The following is a 16,418-nucleotide window of genomic DNA, read 5'->3' on the forward strand; positions in this document are numbered from 1 at the left end:
GTAGTTAGAAATATATTTTTAAAAAAATGTACTATGTAATTAATATATTTTTTGTAAAAATATATTTCATTCAACTTTCAAACGTAAAATGTACCCCTTAGAACGCACTGTTTCTATTTTGAAATCAACACTTCCGCTCGTTTTTTCACGTAAATGAAAAACAACATTTGCAACACGAAAAGCAATCTCTTTTTTATCGATTTTTTCAGGAACAACTAATCGTCCAGCAGTAAATAGTTCTTCATAATCTACTGTAGTATCGCTATTTTCTAATAATTTATGAAACATTCGATACTCAATTCGTGTTAATGGCTTTTCTTCCCTGTTAACTAATACTGTTTGATTTTTTTCATTCAATATTTCACGAGCTTTTTCTTTTGGACGATCACTTTTTCTTTTCTTCACTCGATTGAACGTATTTTTTATGATATAGGGCAATTTATCTATACAATCATTTGAAGTTAAAACGTCATTCGCCCCTAATTCAAACAAAATATCTTGTTCACGATCTAACGAATTTGAAGAAACAATCCAAACAAAGACATCAGGATTTGATTTTGAAAACAATAGCCATTCGATTACTTCTGGTAAGTTCTGTTCCTTATTTAAATAAACAACTAATCCATCTAACTCTTCAAACTGCTCCTTCTCTTTTACCTGGATCAAACGATAAGATTGGGAATTTAAAAGAGGATCTAATTCCATCTGAGATAGTTCCTTATCTGCTAAAACACCTAATATAGACATCAAAATCGCTCCCTTTTTTTCTTGAAATTAAGTAAACCAAGAAAATTGCCTAAAAAGGCTTTAAAATAAGGTTTTTTAAATCAAATTTCTTTTTTTGACGTTTTTTTTGACGGGGTATGTAGTCTAATTAGCTAGCTTCAATAATAAAAAAAACGTTATTTTATTTGAGATAAATTTAAATACCTCAAACCAAAAAACGTTATATTATCAAGCTATTTTCCTTTTGAATACTTTTATGAAAGAATTTTACAAATGATAAGGACGTATTTAATTCTGACGACTTTTTTGACGGAATATAAGAAGCATTTGACTAATTCTACTTATAAAATCAAATCAAATAGAAAGAAATAATTGGGAACTGGAGTAGGTAGCAAGAAGGAGAATAGACACACAATATAAAAAAGTCATTTTTCACATTAATAATTCTAAAAAAATGACAAAAAAATTGAAAATAGATATAGACATTAGATTGCACTTCGAATATAATTAAATTATCTTATCATTATTAAAAAAATCTATTATAAAAGTTTCTTGGTTTACTTAAATCCGCGAAACTTTTTTAATAGATTTTTATCTTTTTGTTTTCTTTTATCCTCATCAATAGAGTCTGATATAATAAATTTATCAAATGGTTTAAAAAACTAAAAGTTTTACTTATTATTTATTTTATCAAAAATATTTGATAAAAAATTTTTTTTTAATATTTAGATATCGACTTGTAAAAAAAATGAAATAATTAATTACGATTATTCTTTGAAAAAAATTGACTAATTAGAGATAATTCAACAGAATCATGTCTAATCTGTTAGTTTAACAATTAAATATTTCCAGGAGATTATATAGAAAAACAATAATTAAGTAAAAAAAGAACATCCTATTAAAAAGTTAGCTAAATTCTAAAAATAAAATAGACTTTTTTAAAGGTTACTACCTATTAAATATTCGTATAAATAAAATAACAGACCCTAATAACATTTAGTTTCAACAATGGGTTTGGAAAAAAACAGCCATTAAGATTTATAACTCAATTAACTACACAGCATCATCAACGCTCTCTTTTCTTCTATTTGTAATATACCAAACTAAGCGACCTATCACTAAGCTGGCAAAACACGAAAGATTTTCATTCACTACTGAATGATTCCTATATACATGCTCTTCAACTTTTTGTGATATGTCACTTATTTTCGTAGAATGCCTTCTGCTCTATCTATTTCTTGCTCTTAAACTTAGAAGAATTGATTGGTTCCCTTTGGTAATTTTCACCTAAACACCATTTTCAAAGTAAGCATTTATATTTCCAAAATACCTATTACTTATTTCATCACTAGGCAATTGTAACTGGCTAGCTACTTGCAACATTTTTTGGATTGATTTTGAATCTGATTTACAGATAAGCAACCACCCTTTAGCAAATTCGCCACAAGGAACACTAATAGCTGAAGCACCGACCATTGTCACTACTCTAACAAATCCTTTATTCGCCTTTATTTGCATTTTTTGTGTCTCTGAATCAAAATGCCCAAAAATTGTATCACCAAAACCGTCTACTTCAATAGGTCCCTCTTTTGAAATGACTATATCATAGTTAGCTAGTAATTCATTTAGCTGTTTGATTAAGTCATTTCTAGATTTTTGATATTTATCTGAAAAATCTAATCCTTCATTTATAACAAACTCATCCTGATACTTTGTTGCATCTGAAATAGCTTCCTTATCTAGCGCAATTTTTATTGCCTTCTGATTTTTTTCTTCTATTAAATTGAATTGAGCAACAATAGTTTGTTCAAGTAAAAAATAATCTTTCGTTATAAATCCTAAAGAAGGGGAAAATGGATGACCATCAGTCGAAAGCTTCTTTTCACGTCTTTTAAAATAGGGTTCTCCAAGTTGGGGATGAATAAAACTAAATAAGTTTAACGCCATAGCTGGTGCCAACACGGAGCCACCGCCATCCGTGCCCAACCCAATGTCGTTAATTCCCAAAAAAACATTGATAGCTGTTCCACTTGACGAACCAGTCATTGGTTTTCCAGTGATAGGATTTTGTAATGATAGATCTACGGCTCTTCCCGATAGGCTAGCTTTATCAATCGTATGTTGAAAGATACTTGATTTTTCTAAGTGATCAACAAACGCGAGTGGAATCGTCGAAACATTTTTGACACCTAAATAAAAAATTTCTTTATCCTCGACTTCATGGTCAATAATATTAGGAAAAGTTTTAATAACTGAATTGTAAGGGTTCGCTAAAGCTAAAAAAGTTTTTTTCGCATTTTTCATTTAGGAATCTCCGTTCTCAAATAACTCGTTTAAAAAAGAAGTTCCATTTTGTGGCATAGGAACGTTAAAATACGCTGCTACAGTCGCACCCACATCTGCTAAGGTTTGTCTTTCACCAATGTATTTGTTCGAAATTCCTTTACTATAAATTAATAATGGAACTTTTTCGCGCGTATGGTTGCTATGCCCAATGGTTGGATCATTTCCATGATCGGCCATCACAATTAAAATATCTCCTGTTTCTAACAAAGGAATCAGTTCAGCAATTCTTCTATCACTCAGCTCTAAACGATCAGCATAGCGTTCGACATCCTCTGCATGACCCGCTAAGTCGGTTTCTTGAATGTTAAGTGCGATAAAGCCAGTTTTATTCGCTTTTGTTTCACTAAGCAACGAGTCAAAAAGCATTTCTGAATCAACGCCTGGAAATAAACGATTACTGGATGTTTGCACAATATCTGCAATTTTACCAAGAAAAGAAACTGTTTCACCTGCTTTATCCAAAAGAGTTGGCGTTTGCACATTTTTATCAATCCCATATCCCAAATGGACAACTTGATAGCCATGATTGTAGACTCCCGACTCAGGTGCATCTACTCCAGCAATTTCATTATTTTTTATTTTTCTAGCAGCTAATAAGTCGTCTAAAGTAATATTCTTTCCTCCGAAAGTAATGACTCTTGACACTTGAACGACTTCACGAACCACATGACCTAGCTCACTTAATGCGTCAAAATCAATCAAATCTAAACAAGCAGAGACATTGTATACTTGACCATAATCAGTTTCTAAATTATCTCCCACTGTGGCATATTCATTTACAACAAGAATTTGAGTCCCAATTTCACCTACACGCCTTACTTGATACCCATGTTTTACTAAATTGGCTTCCACTTCATCGATTTTTTGATTAAATGGTTGAATCAAAGGGACTTTCGGTGTCGTTCCCATAATTTCTTGATGTCCTAAAAAAGAATCGGCTCCGTGATGTGCCAAATTCGCAGTGCCATAATTAGCAGTTGGTGAAAAATGGTGATGTCCTATTTCTTCTCCCAGAGCATTCATTAAGCCTAATTTCTCTAATGTTGGAAGTTGGACATCTGGTTTACTTTTTATAATATGACCAGCCGTACTGCTTCCAACATCTCTTGGACGAACGCTTGAAACATCAGCCATCGCCCCAACACCAAAACTATCTAAAACAATAACTACAAATCTACCCACTTTCTTCACCTTCTAATTAAATTTCCTTGACTATCATAAATTCCTTCAAGTTGCGGGATACCCGTTTGAATGCCAGAAACAACTGCCACATCACTTCTTGTCACAAATATTTGTGTTCTAAAAGCGGCTAATACGGTTGATCCGATAGCATGACTTGCTTTTGTGGCTAAATAATAATCAATACTATCATTATCAAACGGCAAAACACGGTCAACTTTTTCTATACCATTTTCTGCAACTAGTACTTGATTCAAATGACCTCGACGATAGTAACCACCACCATAAAAATAGCTATTCCCATCTAGATTATGAGAAATTTCACTAACATAAAGCATTGCAGGTTTTTCGACTAGATCCATTTTTGCATGTAGTGGTGTTGTACCAGTCAACGCATGACCTGGTTCACCTTGCGTGCCACCTAGAGCTTTGATCATAGGGATCGTATTACTACAAGTTGCCGATGGAATATTCAACTCTTTGATTTGAATTCCATAAGAATTTAAAATTTGTTTGGCTGCCTCGATCGTTTTGACATTATGAGTCGGAACAAGATGTTCTATCCCATCAAATAAGAAACAAGGAAAAGAAGTCACTCCGCTAATTTCAATATTGGTCAACTTTTGCTTTATTTTCCCTAATTCATGTAAATCGCTTAAATGAAAACCCCCAAATTGTCCTTCATAAATTTGATCATCTGGTTCAATCACTTTTACTAAAACCTGTTGCTTTCTGTCTAATTTTTTAGCGATTTCATTGATTTGTTGTAGTTTTTCAACTGAGTAGACAGTAATAAATTTCACGCCATACTCAATCACTTGTTCCATAAGTCTTTGCGGAACTTGAACTAAATGTCCAATATTGCCAATTGGTAGTTGGTTTTCCATCATGACTAATGCTTCTTTAAAATCTACCACTACAGCATGTTCAATTCCGGCTTCACGAATTTTCTGTGCGACAAGAGGATTTCTGCCTAATTGTTTTGTCATATAAAACAATTCGATTTCAGCTTGATCTGCACTATTTTTCAATGCTAAAGCGTTCTCAAAAATCGTATCTAAATCAAGAACATACGTATCTGGTAAAATCGCTCCTGATTGATGTAGTTCTTTAGCTACATCTATTAATAATGGATTTCTTCTTTTCGTTACATCTAAAAACATTTTTTACTCCTCTCTGAGCATATTTATAATATGAAGATAGAAGTAATCTAATTCCGAATCATCAAATGATTTATTTGCCATTTTTTGAAGATCTTGCCATAGTTCAATGGAATGTAAGTAGTTCGTATCATTTTTGATTTCTTCTAAAATAAATGGTTCTAGCTCATTGACCGATTCTCCTTTTTTCCGTCTCCCATCAGCCATTGCTAAATGAGTTAAAAAAACATCCGCTTGCTGAGAATCTGCAATTAATTTATTTGCCAACAAATAGGTTAATACATTTTTTATATACTCATAAGTATCTTCGTCAATCACACCTGAATCTAATAACACAGTTAATTTTTGTTCAATCATCTTTACTGCTCCTTTAATACCTTGGAATTATTGTTCCATTTTTTACTTCAGACTGAATCGTCAATATTTTATTTTTATCAATGCTTTTTTGAAATACAGCTTTCATTGAATGATCTTCTTCGTGACAAACAATCACAGCAGCACTCATATCTAATTCCAGATCACCCTCATGTAATTCAGAATAATGAATAGTTTGATAATTTTTATCTCGAATTTCATCATAATTCCAAACCCCAGCATCGATTAATTGGCGGTTTAATGAATGCATGATTTGATGTCCTTGCATTTCAACTAGCTGCACTTCTTTTCCTTCAATCAATCGTTGTGTTAATAGCTGTTGATCTAGAGAGCTGTAATCGATAGCTACTCTCATTCCCGTTTCAATCATTTTTTTATCTTCACTAGAAAACATTAAAATATGTTCACTTAAATACGTATGTTCACCAAAATCAACCACAATTTCTAGCGGTTCATTCTGAGTAATTGCTTGTTTGGCCGCGAATCTTGACACAACAGCAAAGCGATATGTTTTATTAGAAATCGAGCGGATTCTTTCTTTAGATCCCCTAATATAAGCTAAATTCAAATTGATTGCATGATCCTTAAACGCCTCATAAATTCCCGTTGCCATGCCTTCATATAAAGTAGAATAAGGTAAGGTCATCGTTCCTAAAATGGATTCTGACAAGGCATATCCTTGAAGAATTGAATAATCGATTGCTTCAATAAATGTCCCTAAATGTCCATGGCTTTTTAACGTAATAGCCCCTTCAGCCTTTAAGTAGTTCAAAGCATTTTGAACTGTACCACGGGCAGTATCATACTTTTCTTGATAATCACTAATACTTAAAATGCGATCACCTTTTTTTAATTGCAAAAGATCAGAAGCCAGATAATTGATGATTATGCCCTTCTTCTTTAGAAATTTTCCGCTCATTTACTAACTCCTCATTTCTTCACTTGGTTCATTGCTGCTTGTAAGATAGTTAAAATCGTCGTTGCACCAGCTCGATTTGGATTGATACGAATCATTGTCTCTTCTGCACTTGGATTGGCTGCTCTAAAGGTGCCAGAGACTCGATAAATCAATGGTGAAAATTCATATTGCGACTCGGCGCCGACTGGGTTCGGTAATGCACCCAACTTCGTCGCTGCCTCAATGATTTCTTTTGCATTGTTCGTCGTTAATTTTACAATAACAACTCTAGACTGAGCATTGACCACAAAAGCTTGTTCCACGCCTGCAATCTCTCCCTGATTCAACCTTTGACAAACTTCATCGCCGACTTTTGCTGAAATAGCTAAGGAAACAGGGGCATAAATCAACCCTTTTAATACATCTAGAGCTTCATGTCCTTGAACTTGTCCGCCTCCAGAATAGTTTTCTGCTCGAAGCCTTTTAATATATTGCTCTTTACCAACGATACAGCCAATTCCCTCTGGTCCTAATAATTTAAAGGTAGAGAAGCAAGCTAAACTACCACCCATTTGACTGCCGATCCCTTTGGTTTTCATCGCAGAATAATTATCATCTGTAATGATTGGCAGGTCGGGGTCAACTGTACGAATCGCTTGAATTAATGTTTTTAAATCATAAGCATCCGTAAGTTTTTGACGAGTCACTTGAATCAAAACACCTGTTGGTTTTTCTTCTTTTATTTTCTGTATCACTTCTTGTAATTGATTAAAATCAGCTTCTATTGTTTGTATTCCTAACATTTCAAGTGAAACGTTGGTTGTTGGATAAATCGGCGCTTGGTGGACTAACAATTTCCCACCACTCCCAATCGCTGCATGTAAAGCTAAGCGAATGGCATTGGTTCCTGCACCACGAACTAACATCGCAGATTCAGCCTCAAAAAAATCAGCTAAAACCTGTTCTACTTTGTGTGTCGTAACTGGCTGATTTAGACCTTTTACGACGCCAAGGTCTCCTCTTGTTAAAATTTCATTTCCAGGAAACACCTTGGTAATAGCATCTACTAATTTAAATTGTAACATGGTCGCTTCTTCCATGCTTAAACTTTTCAATGGATGAACAATCATACTTTCACCTCACGATTCATAAAACGTTGTGGATTGATTTCTAACATTTTTTTGATAAAAGAGGCAGAAACACCATTTTCCAAAGCCAAAGGAACAAATGTATCTAATAAATAAGCATAGCCAATTCCATTCTTATATACTAAATTCGATTTGCGTGTAATATCCATTGATAAAAAGACTTTATCTGTATAACCTCTTTCTTCAATTTGTTTTAACATTTCTACACGCAAGAGATCAGGTTGATAATTTTCTTTTCCAATAGTATCAAACTCAACATAAACCCCTTCATCTAACATGGCTAGAATATAATCAATATCTCCAGTTAAATCAACATGTCCAATCACGATTTTACTCAAATCTAGCTGTTGCTTTTTAAAAAAAGCGACTTGTTCATGACCATAGGTTCCTAAAGTTGTATGAGTGGTAATTGGAACGTTGGTTTCTTTTTGAGCAATCACTGCAGCTTCAAAAACTTTACGTTCACGAACAGTCATTTGATTATTACTTGTGCCAATTTCGCCAATAATCTGAGCCTTAATCGTTGTTTCAGCAATTCCTTCTGTGATTTCACGAATCATAAATTCTGCAAGCTGATTCACCGTAAAATCTGTTACAAAATCAGGTAAAAACTTATCTTGATAAAAACCTGTTGCCTGGACAATATTCATTTGCGTTAATTCTGCTACTCTTTGAACATATTCTGGATTTCTGCGCATATCCATATTCGTCACATCAACAATATTACGAACACCTTTACGATATAATTGCTTGAATTCCTTTACCGTTTCCTCGAAACAATTCAAATTTGTATCATCAATATTTTTCAAACGCGATAAATCAATTGTCGTATGTTCATGCATATACGTAATGCCTTCTTTTAAAACTGTCATATCAAGTTACTCCTTTTTAGCCAGCTACAGCTGGTACAAATAATCCTAAGAAATATAAAATATTAACAATTACGCCTAAACTAATTGCCGCAATCGGCCCCACCGCTAAATCAACAATTGGTTTTTTCGCTTTACGATTTAACAACAATAGTCCAATAACCCAGAAATAACCAATCCCAGGTGCGATAGCTTCTGAAGCCATTGCTCCACCAATCAATAATGCAACTTCTAACACTTTATTCATTGCAGTTCGAATATGTTCACCCATCTCACGAATCCCAGGAAATTTATCTAATGCTTTCGCCATTAACGTAAGTAATTGAACTTCAATAAACATAATAATTGCTCCAACAATAAACGCAACAATTGGATTTCCTTTTAATAAAATCCCAATTACAAAGACAAAAGTTGTTCCCGCTGGACTATAAACACCTGTAACTATAGCTGTTGAGAATACCAAAGGAATAAATCCAATTCCTCTAGCAAAAGCTGCTAAAGCAGCTTCTTGTGTTTTTCCTTCCGCAAGTAAATTTAATGAAATCGGATCGCCCGCAATAATCATCAAACTTGTTGCAGCTGCTACTAAGCCACCCATAACTGATAACCAAATCCAATTCTTTTTGATTCGATTTACACGTTCTAAAAAGACACTGACTAAACTTTCATTCGAATTAGCGCCATCACTTTTCACTTGAATCGCGTAATAAATCATAAAAATCATTCCGACTAATAGCGACATCCCTTCTGCACTTAAAGTGAAGGTCGTTCCTTTACTAAGTGTAAACGTTCCAAAGCGTTTAACGACAAACAGCGTTAACAAAGTAGCAATAAATGAAATACCACCTTTTTTAAACCCATGTTGACTAGCAATCGCTACTGCTGGGAAAATGCTAAATGAAATAACAACTGGCGCCCCAACTTGAGAAAGAGCATCCATAAAGTTCACAGGCATCATCGCAAACAAATCAACAACTGCTTGTAATCCAAGAACCAATCCAATTCCATAAATAGCTCCCACAATCGCTGAGATGACTAACCCTTTTTTCCCTACTGGTGCCCACGTTCCAATAATATCCGTCATCAATAAAACACTATGAACTAGTAGGATTGACGCGCCAATTGAAACTGGAATCCCAAAGCCGATTACCAAACCAAAACTTAAGGCAAAACTAGTTGCAGCTAATTCTTTTTTCGTAATCGTTCCTTCCAAAAACTCTGGAATGATCGGTCTCAAACCATCGTTAAAAACCGCGATTCCTTTATTAGCTAATACCGAAGCTAAACCACCTAACAAAGCAATAGAAATCAATTCAATAATTTTCGATGAGTCCATTTTTTTCCTCCAAAAAATTTTATAAGTTTATTAATTCTTCCATGATAATTGGAACAACTGTTTCTTTATGTTGTGCTGTAAAGCCAAATGCTTTCTTACCACTACGGACATTTTCGCGAATTTCTTCTTCCGGCATTAAATTCCCTGGCATTGAAACAGTTACACAATTTTCTCTGCCTAATAATGCTAATGCCATCGCAAGTGCGCCGCCACCACCAGTATTACATGCTCCTAAATAAAAATCTGCCTGTCCGGTTTTCACTGCCATTGCAGCATCCAAATCACTTTTGACTGCTAATTCAAACTTACCTTCACCATACTTTTCGACTAAATTTCTAACTTCTTCTTTGTCGATTTGTCCACCAATTACTATTTTTTTCATCAAAATATCCTCCATTTCTCAATATACATTTTTTTGTATATTGATATATGTTAATTAACAAGGTCATAGTACCATCATTTGATTTAGTTTGCAACCCCTTACAAATATTAATAACGTCATTTTTTTATTAAATAGATCAATTTTTAGAACGAATTTTCAAACTTAATTTGAGTTAATAAAAATAAATTAACGCATAAATCATAAAACACTTTACAATTAGATTGTAAAATAACTATAATAGAAATATAACTTATATTTTTTTAGAAGGAGATGATTTTATGCTAACTTTTTTGAGTTGGTGGTGGCCATTTAAGCCAGGTGGTTTTACTGGTGGTGGCGGCTCTTCTGGCGGCGGAGGCGCGAGTATTTAACATCCAAAAAATAAACGAGAAATCACGAAAATGACCAAAAACATGAAAGAACTCTGTTCAATGATGTTTTTCAAATTTTGTGATTTTTCGTTTTTTTTACTCTCACTAATAATCTCAGATTAATAGAACACTTAGGATTATGCCCTAAAATAAAACTAAACTTAATCGAACAAAAGTATAGACATTTAATTTTAAAGATGATATATTATATTTGTAATCGATTACAAATATAATATAAAGGATTGTGATTTTCATGAACGGCTTTATGGATTCTCTTGCTGAAAAGATTATGCCTTTAGCAAACAAACTAGGGCAAAATCGTTATCTATCTGTTCTTCGTGATGCATTTATGCTTTCGTTCCCCTTAACAATGTTCGGTTCGATTGTAGTGGTCATCAACAATTTACCATTTTTCAATGATGCAACAAAAGGCACCTTATCTACTCTTTTCGGAAATGGACAAAATGCAACAATGAGTATTATGTCTGTATTCGTGACCTTTGGTATTGGCTATTATTTATCTAAATCTTATGATGTTGAAGGGATTTTTGGTGGTGCTGTTTCCTTTGCTAGCTTCTTAATTTTAACTCCTTTTTTTATGACTACTCCAGAAGGGGAAGAAATTTCAGGTATCTTATCTTTAGATCGCTTAGGAGCTAAAGGAATGTTTATCGGTATGATTGCTGCCTTTTTAGCAGCAGAAATTTATTGCCGTATCACTAAAAAAGGGTGGCAAATAAAAATGCCAGATAGTGTTCCACCAGCGGTTTCACGATCATTTGCCGCATTGATTCCAGCTATTATTACCTTGTCAGTCTTTCTATTTTTAAACGCCGCAGTGATTGGTTTCTTCAATACAAATCTTCATGATGTTGTTTATGAAATTATTCAAAAACCACTTGTTGGTTTAGGAAGTAGTCTCCCTGCAACCTTGATTGCCTTGTTCTTTGTTCAATTTTTATGGTTCTTTGGCTTACACGGTCAAATCATTGTCAACTCAGTAATGGATCCGATTTGGAATACATTGATGTTAGATAACCTAGAAGCTTATAAAGCAGGAAAAGATCTTCCTCATATTATTACTAAACCATTTATGGAAACCTTTACAGTTGGTTTAGGTGGTTCAGGTATGACGTTAGCAGTCGTTTTGATTATGGCCTTTATTATGAAGAAAAAACAATATCGTGATATTGGACGATTAAGTTTAGCTCCAGGTCTATTTAATGTAAATGAACCAGTAATTTTTGGTTTGCCAATCGTATTAAATGCAACTATTTTGATTCCTTGGATTATTGCTCCATTGATCGTGACTTTCTTCAATTACTTTGTCATGGCAGTTGGAATTGTTCCCCCACCAACCGGTGTATCTGTTCCTTGGACAGTACCGTTTTTCTTTAGTGGCATGCTTGCAACAAATTCCATTTTAGGAGGAATTTTACAATTAGTTGATATGTTGATTGTCGGCATTATTTGGTACCCATTCTTACGTATCTTGGATAAAGAAAAAGACAGTATGATTTAATGAGGTTGTGCCAAAAGTGATTAGCTTCGAGAAGTAAGAAAAAGTTATTTTACCCATTCACTTTATTTGAACTCGTACATTGTTTCCAAACGCAATGTACGAGTTTTGGTATAAGATCATAAGTCTATTTTTTATACTCTTTTTTAAGAATTGTCTAGACATTAATAATCAGGTACAATACTAGTTAGGAGGTGTACTTATTTGAAACCAAAATATGAAGAAATTGCTGATATACTGCGTGAAAGAATAAAAACCAACGTCTATGAACCAGACACTTTATTACCAAATCAAACCGATTTAGTAGAAGAATTCGATGTAAGCCGTATGACAATCAAAAAAGCAGTCGGAATTTTAGCTATAGAAGGATTGGTTTATTCTCAACGGGGTTCAGGCACGAAAATTTTAAATAATTCTTTTTGGGATAAAGAAACCTCTCCAGTCAGTCAGTATGACGGTCTGAGTAAACAAATGCACGATCGGCATAAAAAACTAACTAGTGCTTCCATCTTATTTGAAGTTGAATTCCCCAATAAAGAAGTACAAGAAAGATTAATGATTACAGCACAACAACCTGTATATAAGATTATTCGTTTACGTATTTTAGAAGAAATCCCGTTTGTTCTTGAACATACATATATGCCTTGTGATTTAGTTCCTGGCTTGTCTACTGAAATTATTGAACAGTCGATTTATTCTTATGTCAAAGAAGAGTTGAATCTCCATTTTGCAGGTGCTTATCGCAATGTCCAGGCAGATAAATCAGATAAATATGATCAAAAATATTTGTCTTGTGCGGTTAACGATCCCGTTTTAGAAGTTGAACAAGTTGTTTATCTGAAAGATGGACGACCACTTGAATACTCTAGAAGTAGAAATCGATATGACGTTCGAGGATACTCAATTTTAAATGTTGAACCATAATTTCATATAAAATTCACCTTAAAAAGCTAAATTGCTCTCAAAAAAATGATTTTTAGAGAAAAGCATGAAACAAATTTCATTTTTGAATTTTGTCTCATGCTTTTCCTTTAATTCATTTTTTATAAAACAATTAGCTTTTTGCCAGATTTAAACGCCCCAATTATTATCTTTGTTTGCGAAAAAAACAGGGTTCGCTATCATACTCTCTATACTATTAATCAAAAAAACTTCCGCCTGTAATAGAGTAAATTTGACCTGTTACATAACTAGCGTCATTGGATGCTAAAAATACATAGACAGAGGATAATTCAACAGGTTGACCTGCTCTTTTTAAAGATTCATTTTGTCCAAATTCTGGTATATTTTCAGGTGGTTGTCCCCCACATATTTGAAGTGGTGTCCAAATTGGACCTGGCGCTACTCCATTAACCCGAATCCCGTCTGGTGCTAGTTGTTCAGATAACCCTTTTGTAAAAGCTGTAATGGCTCCTTTAGTTGCCGCATAATCCAGTAAATTTTTGCTAGGCTCCACACTTTGAATGGACGTTGTGGTTATAATACTTCCACCAGCAGGTAAATAGTCAAGCGCTTCTTGGACGGACCAATACATCGAAATAACATTAGTTGTATACGTATCTATAAGTTGCTTAGTCGAAAGATCTTTGATTTTTTCAACCGCTTGTTGCATTCCAGCATTCAAAACTAAAATATCTAATCCATCTAATTCTGCAGCTGCATCATGAATCATTTTTCGAGTAATTTTTTCATCTTTTAAATCACCAGGTAAAAGTACGGCTTTGTTACCTTCAGCTTCAACAATTTTTTTTACTTCTTGGGCATCTGCTTCTTCGAAAGGTAAATAATTGATTGCTACATCAGCGCCTTCCCGAGCATATGCGATTGCAGCAGCTCTTCCAATCCCTGAGTCACCACCTGTAATCAGCGCTTTTCTGCCTTCGAGCTTGCCAGAACCCTTATAAGATTCTTCTCCACAATCAGGTATAGGAGTCATCTTTTGTTGTAAAGCAGGTGCTTCTTGCCTTTGTTTTTCAAACTTTCCACTGTAAAAACGTGTTAAAGGATTTTCTACTTTTTTACTCATACGTTCTCCTCCTAAAGTTATTTTGGTTGTCATTTTTATCTAGCTCTTATTTACACCCTATTACAAAAAAATAAAATATGCAAAAAATATGTTTTATTTCTCTTAGAGACTGTTTCATTTTATTAGTAAATGTGGGTGAGGAGGTTGAGACAGAAATATTTAACTCAAAAAAATGAACAGAAATTTGCCAAAATTTGAAGATCAGCAGGTTTGAATCATTCAGTATCAAAAGGAATCCTTTTGTATTTCTTGTTATTTTCGAAAATTTCTTCTTATTGCGATAAACCACGAAGTACGTAGTGATTCGATGATGTATCGTATCTAATTGGTTTCCAGAGTTAACCATTTTGTCCTAATCTCTTTTTTAAGCTATTTTAAACTAAGTTTCATCAAAAAAGAGCTCCCATAAAATAGCCAAAACTATTTCTGAGAAGCTCCATATATGTTCAAATCAACCTCATTTATTGCAGTATTTTCCATAGTAAATTTTTAAGACAGTGTGTTTGACTCTGCCACTTGCTTAAACCAATGGCCAGATTTTTTGATTGTTTTTATTTGTGTATGAATATTGTTCGAGATAAATCCGTAACGATTTTTATAGGAATTGGCCCAAGACCAACAGTCAATCGGCGTCCATAAATGATAGCCAAAACAATTTGAACCTTCTTCAATTCCTTGATGAACCCACTTTAAATGTTCACGAATAAAATCGATGCGGTAATCATCTTCTATTACACCTTGTTCATTCATAAATCGTTCTTCTCTAGAAATTCCCATACCATTTTCAGAAACAAACCACGGAATATTATTGTAATTATCACGAATATTGATAGCAATATCATATAGTGCTTTAGGATAAATTTCCCAGCCGCGATCAATATTCATACGACGTCCTGGCATCTCATACTCATCAAAGTAGCGGTTAGGCAACCACTCACCAACACTGTTTGGTGCAACATCTGGTGCTTTTACACGATGAGGATGATAAAAATTAACACCTAAAACATCTACAGTGTTTTCTTTGATTAACGCAAGTTCTTCTGGCGTACTTTCCCATAACACGCCGTCTTTTTCAAATAAATCAGTTAACTCTTTAGGAAACTCTCCATGAACAGCGGTATCTAAAAACATTCGATTATTGAATAATTCTGCAATATTAGCGGCTTGTTGATCTGCTTCGTTCGATGAAGCTGCATAAGTTGGCGTTAAATTCAAAATAATGCCAATTTTTCCGCCTTGTTTTTGTAACCCCATCGCTCTAAAGGCTTGGATTGCTTTCGCAGAAGCTAAATTCAAATTATAAGCTACTTGAACCGCTTTTTTTCCATCGACAACTTTTGGATAATGAAATTGATGTAGATATTCCCCTTCTACAACAACGATTGGTTCATTATGAGTAAACCAGTCTTTGACACGATCACCAAATAATTCAAAACATTTTTCAGCAAAACGGACAAACATTTCTACAACTTCTTTTGATTCCCAGCCACCATATTTATGATAAAGTTCAACTGGCAAATCGAAGTGATGCAAGTTCATGACAGGTCGAATGCCAGCCGTAATAAATGCATCAATTACTTCATTATAAAAACGAGCGCCATCTTCATTAACTGTTCCTGTTTCTAAATCATCAATTAAGCGAGTCCATTGAATCGATGTGCGAACACTATTCAACCCAATTTCTTTCATTAAATCGATGTCTTCTTTAAAACTATTATAAAAATTAGAAGCAGTATCTGGTCCTACTTGATCAAAAAAATCTTCGGGTTCAATCTCATACCAATAATCGAACATATTTGCATGTTGTTTATTAAAACGCCCTTCACTTTGAGGGCCAGAAGTTGCGGCTCCCCACCAAAAATCCTCTTTAAATTTTCTTTGCATCAGATTCCCTACTTTCAGTTATCGCTATTTTAAATCTCTCTATCTATTATAAAACGCATTCAATAAAATGTCTATACTTTTATTTCAAAAGTCCAGTTTTATATTTTGTACTATTTAATTTTAAGCGCTATAAAAAATAGTTTATCATAATTCACGTTAATTTTCTTAAAACGATGCCGTTCATTACTTTAAAACAAAA

At 33.9% G+C, this 16,418-nt stretch carries 14 protein-coding genes; 2 read left to right on the forward strand and 12 right to left on the reverse strand.

Going from position 1 to position 16,418, the window contains the following annotated elements:
• Positions 1-66 precede the first annotated feature (66 nt).
• From ACYSNW_RS12050 to ACYSNW_RS12095, 10 genes are all read right to left on the reverse strand, one after another.
• Complete coding sequence (locus ACYSNW_RS12050) at positions 67-747, reverse strand: hypothetical protein (RefSeq protein WP_461744783.1); 681 nt, start codon at positions 745-747, stop codon at positions 67-69.
• A gap of 1,266 nt (positions 748-2,013) precedes the next feature.
• A complete protein-coding gene (locus ACYSNW_RS12055) occupies positions 2,014-3,030 on the reverse strand; it encodes an amidase family protein (RefSeq protein WP_461744784.1) in 1,017 nt (338 codons plus the stop codon).
• Positions 3,031-4,254 carry a phosphopentomutase gene (locus tag ACYSNW_RS12060; RefSeq protein ID WP_461744786.1) on the reverse strand — a complete coding sequence of 408 codons (1,224 nt, stop codon included), beginning with the start codon at positions 4,252-4,254 and terminating at the stop codon, positions 3,031-3,033.
• Between the two features lie 5 nt (positions 4,255-4,259).
• The gene (locus ACYSNW_RS12065) at positions 4,260-5,414 is read right to left on the reverse strand and encodes a YhfX family PLP-dependent enzyme (protein WP_461744788.1); all 1,155 of its coding nucleotides are present in this window, start codon (positions 5,412-5,414) and stop codon (positions 4,260-4,262) included.
• Positions 5,415-5,417: 3 nt separating this feature from the next.
• Entirely contained in the window at positions 5,418-5,768 is a 351-nt protein-coding gene (locus ACYSNW_RS12070) for a PRD domain-containing protein (protein ID WP_461744790.1), read from the reverse strand.
• Positions 5,769-5,781: 13 nt separating this feature from the next.
• Positions 5,782-6,705, reverse strand: coding sequence for a GntR family transcriptional regulator YhfZ (yhfZ, locus tag ACYSNW_RS12075; RefSeq protein WP_461744792.1), 924 nt, complete (start codon positions 6,703-6,705; stop codon positions 5,782-5,784).
• Between the two features lie 11 nt (positions 6,706-6,716).
• Complete coding sequence (locus tag ACYSNW_RS12080; RefSeq protein WP_461744794.1) at positions 6,717-7,814, reverse strand: aminotransferase class V-fold PLP-dependent enzyme; 1,098 nt, start codon at positions 7,812-7,814, stop codon at positions 6,717-6,719.
• On the reverse strand, positions 7,811-8,704 hold the full coding sequence (locus tag ACYSNW_RS12085; RefSeq protein ID WP_461744796.1) for a phosphotriesterase family protein: 894 nt from the start codon (positions 8,702-8,704) through the stop codon (positions 7,811-7,813). Before ACYSNW_RS12085 ends, ACYSNW_RS12080 begins: the two co-directional genes overlap by 4 nt.
• 16 nt (positions 8,705-8,720) lie before the next feature.
• Positions 8,721-10,037, reverse strand: coding sequence for a YhfT family protein (locus tag ACYSNW_RS12090; RefSeq protein WP_461744798.1), 1,317 nt, complete (start codon positions 10,035-10,037; stop codon positions 8,721-8,723).
• A gap of 19 nt (positions 10,038-10,056) precedes the next feature.
• Positions 10,057-10,419: a DUF2620 domain-containing protein gene (locus ACYSNW_RS12095; protein WP_461744800.1), complete on the reverse strand. Its 363-nt coding sequence runs from the start codon at positions 10,417-10,419 to the stop codon at positions 10,057-10,059.
• Positions 10,420-11,043: 624 nt separating this feature from the next.
• Between ACYSNW_RS12095 and celB the strand changes: the two genes are divergently transcribed.
• Positions 11,044-12,312, forward strand: coding sequence for a PTS cellobiose transporter subunit IIC (gene celB / locus ACYSNW_RS12100; RefSeq protein ID WP_461744802.1), 1,269 nt, complete (start codon positions 11,044-11,046; stop codon positions 12,310-12,312).
• 201 nt (positions 12,313-12,513) lie between these two features.
• Positions 12,514-13,233: a GntR family transcriptional regulator gene (locus ACYSNW_RS12105; protein WP_461744804.1), complete on the forward strand. Its 720-nt coding sequence runs from the start codon at positions 12,514-12,516 to the stop codon at positions 13,231-13,233.
• Between the two features lie 214 nt (positions 13,234-13,447).
• Here the strand turns inward: ACYSNW_RS12105 and ACYSNW_RS12110 are convergent, their stop codons facing one another.
• Together ACYSNW_RS12110 and ACYSNW_RS12115 are read right to left on the reverse strand one after the other, a co-directional pair.
• Positions 13,448-14,335 carry an SDR family oxidoreductase gene (locus ACYSNW_RS12110; RefSeq protein ID WP_461744806.1) on the reverse strand — a complete coding sequence of 296 codons (888 nt, stop codon included), beginning with the start codon at positions 14,333-14,335 and terminating at the stop codon, positions 13,448-13,450.
• Positions 14,336-14,824: 489 nt separating this feature from the next.
• Positions 14,825-16,219 (reverse strand): glycoside hydrolase family 1 protein, encoded by a 1,395-nt coding sequence (locus ACYSNW_RS12115; RefSeq protein WP_461744807.1) that lies wholly within the window; start codon positions 16,217-16,219, stop codon positions 14,825-14,827.
• Positions 16,220-16,418 lie beyond the last annotated feature (199 nt).

The sequence above is a fragment of the Enterococcus sp. LJL99 genome (assembly GCF_054871725.1).

Excerpts from the sequence above, each read along its gene's own strand:
- ACYSNW_RS12050 (WP_461744783.1), bottom strand. The coding sequence starts at position 747 with ATGTCTATATTAGGTGTTTTAGCAGATAAGGAACTATCTCAGATGGAA.
- ACYSNW_RS12055 (WP_461744784.1), bottom strand. The coding sequence starts at position 3,030 with ATGAAAAATGCGAAAAAAACTTTTTTAGCTTTAGCGAACCCTTACAAT.
- ACYSNW_RS12065 (WP_461744788.1), bottom strand. The coding sequence starts at position 5,414 with ATGTTTTTAGATGTAACGAAAAGAAGAAATCCATTATTAATAGATGTA.
- ACYSNW_RS12070 (WP_461744790.1), bottom strand. The coding sequence starts at position 5,768 with ATGATTGAACAAAAATTAACTGTGTTATTAGATTCAGGTGTGATTGAC.
- yhfZ (WP_461744792.1), bottom strand. The coding sequence starts at position 6,705 with ATGAGCGGAAAATTTCTAAAGAAGAAGGGCATAATCATCAATTATCTG.
- ACYSNW_RS12080 (WP_461744794.1), bottom strand. The coding sequence starts at position 7,814 with ATGATTGTTCATCCATTGAAAAGTTTAAGCATGGAAGAAGCGACCATG.
- ACYSNW_RS12085 (WP_461744796.1), bottom strand. The coding sequence starts at position 8,704 with ATGACAGTTTTAAAAGAAGGCATTACGTATATGCATGAACATACGACA.
- ACYSNW_RS12090 (WP_461744798.1), bottom strand. The coding sequence starts at position 10,037 with ATGGACTCATCGAAAATTATTGAATTGATTTCTATTGCTTTGTTAGGT.
- ACYSNW_RS12095 (WP_461744800.1), bottom strand. The coding sequence starts at position 10,419 with ATGAAAAAAATAGTAATTGGTGGACAAATCGACAAAGAAGAAGTTAGA.
- celB (WP_461744802.1), top strand. The coding sequence starts at position 11,044 with ATGAACGGCTTTATGGATTCTCTTGCTGAAAAGATTATGCCTTTAGCA.
- ACYSNW_RS12110 (WP_461744806.1), bottom strand. The coding sequence starts at position 14,335 with ATGAGTAAAAAAGTAGAAAATCCTTTAACACGTTTTTACAGTGGAAAG.
- ACYSNW_RS12115 (WP_461744807.1), bottom strand. The coding sequence starts at position 16,219 with ATGCAAAGAAAATTTAAAGAGGATTTTTGGTGGGGAGCCGCAACTTCT.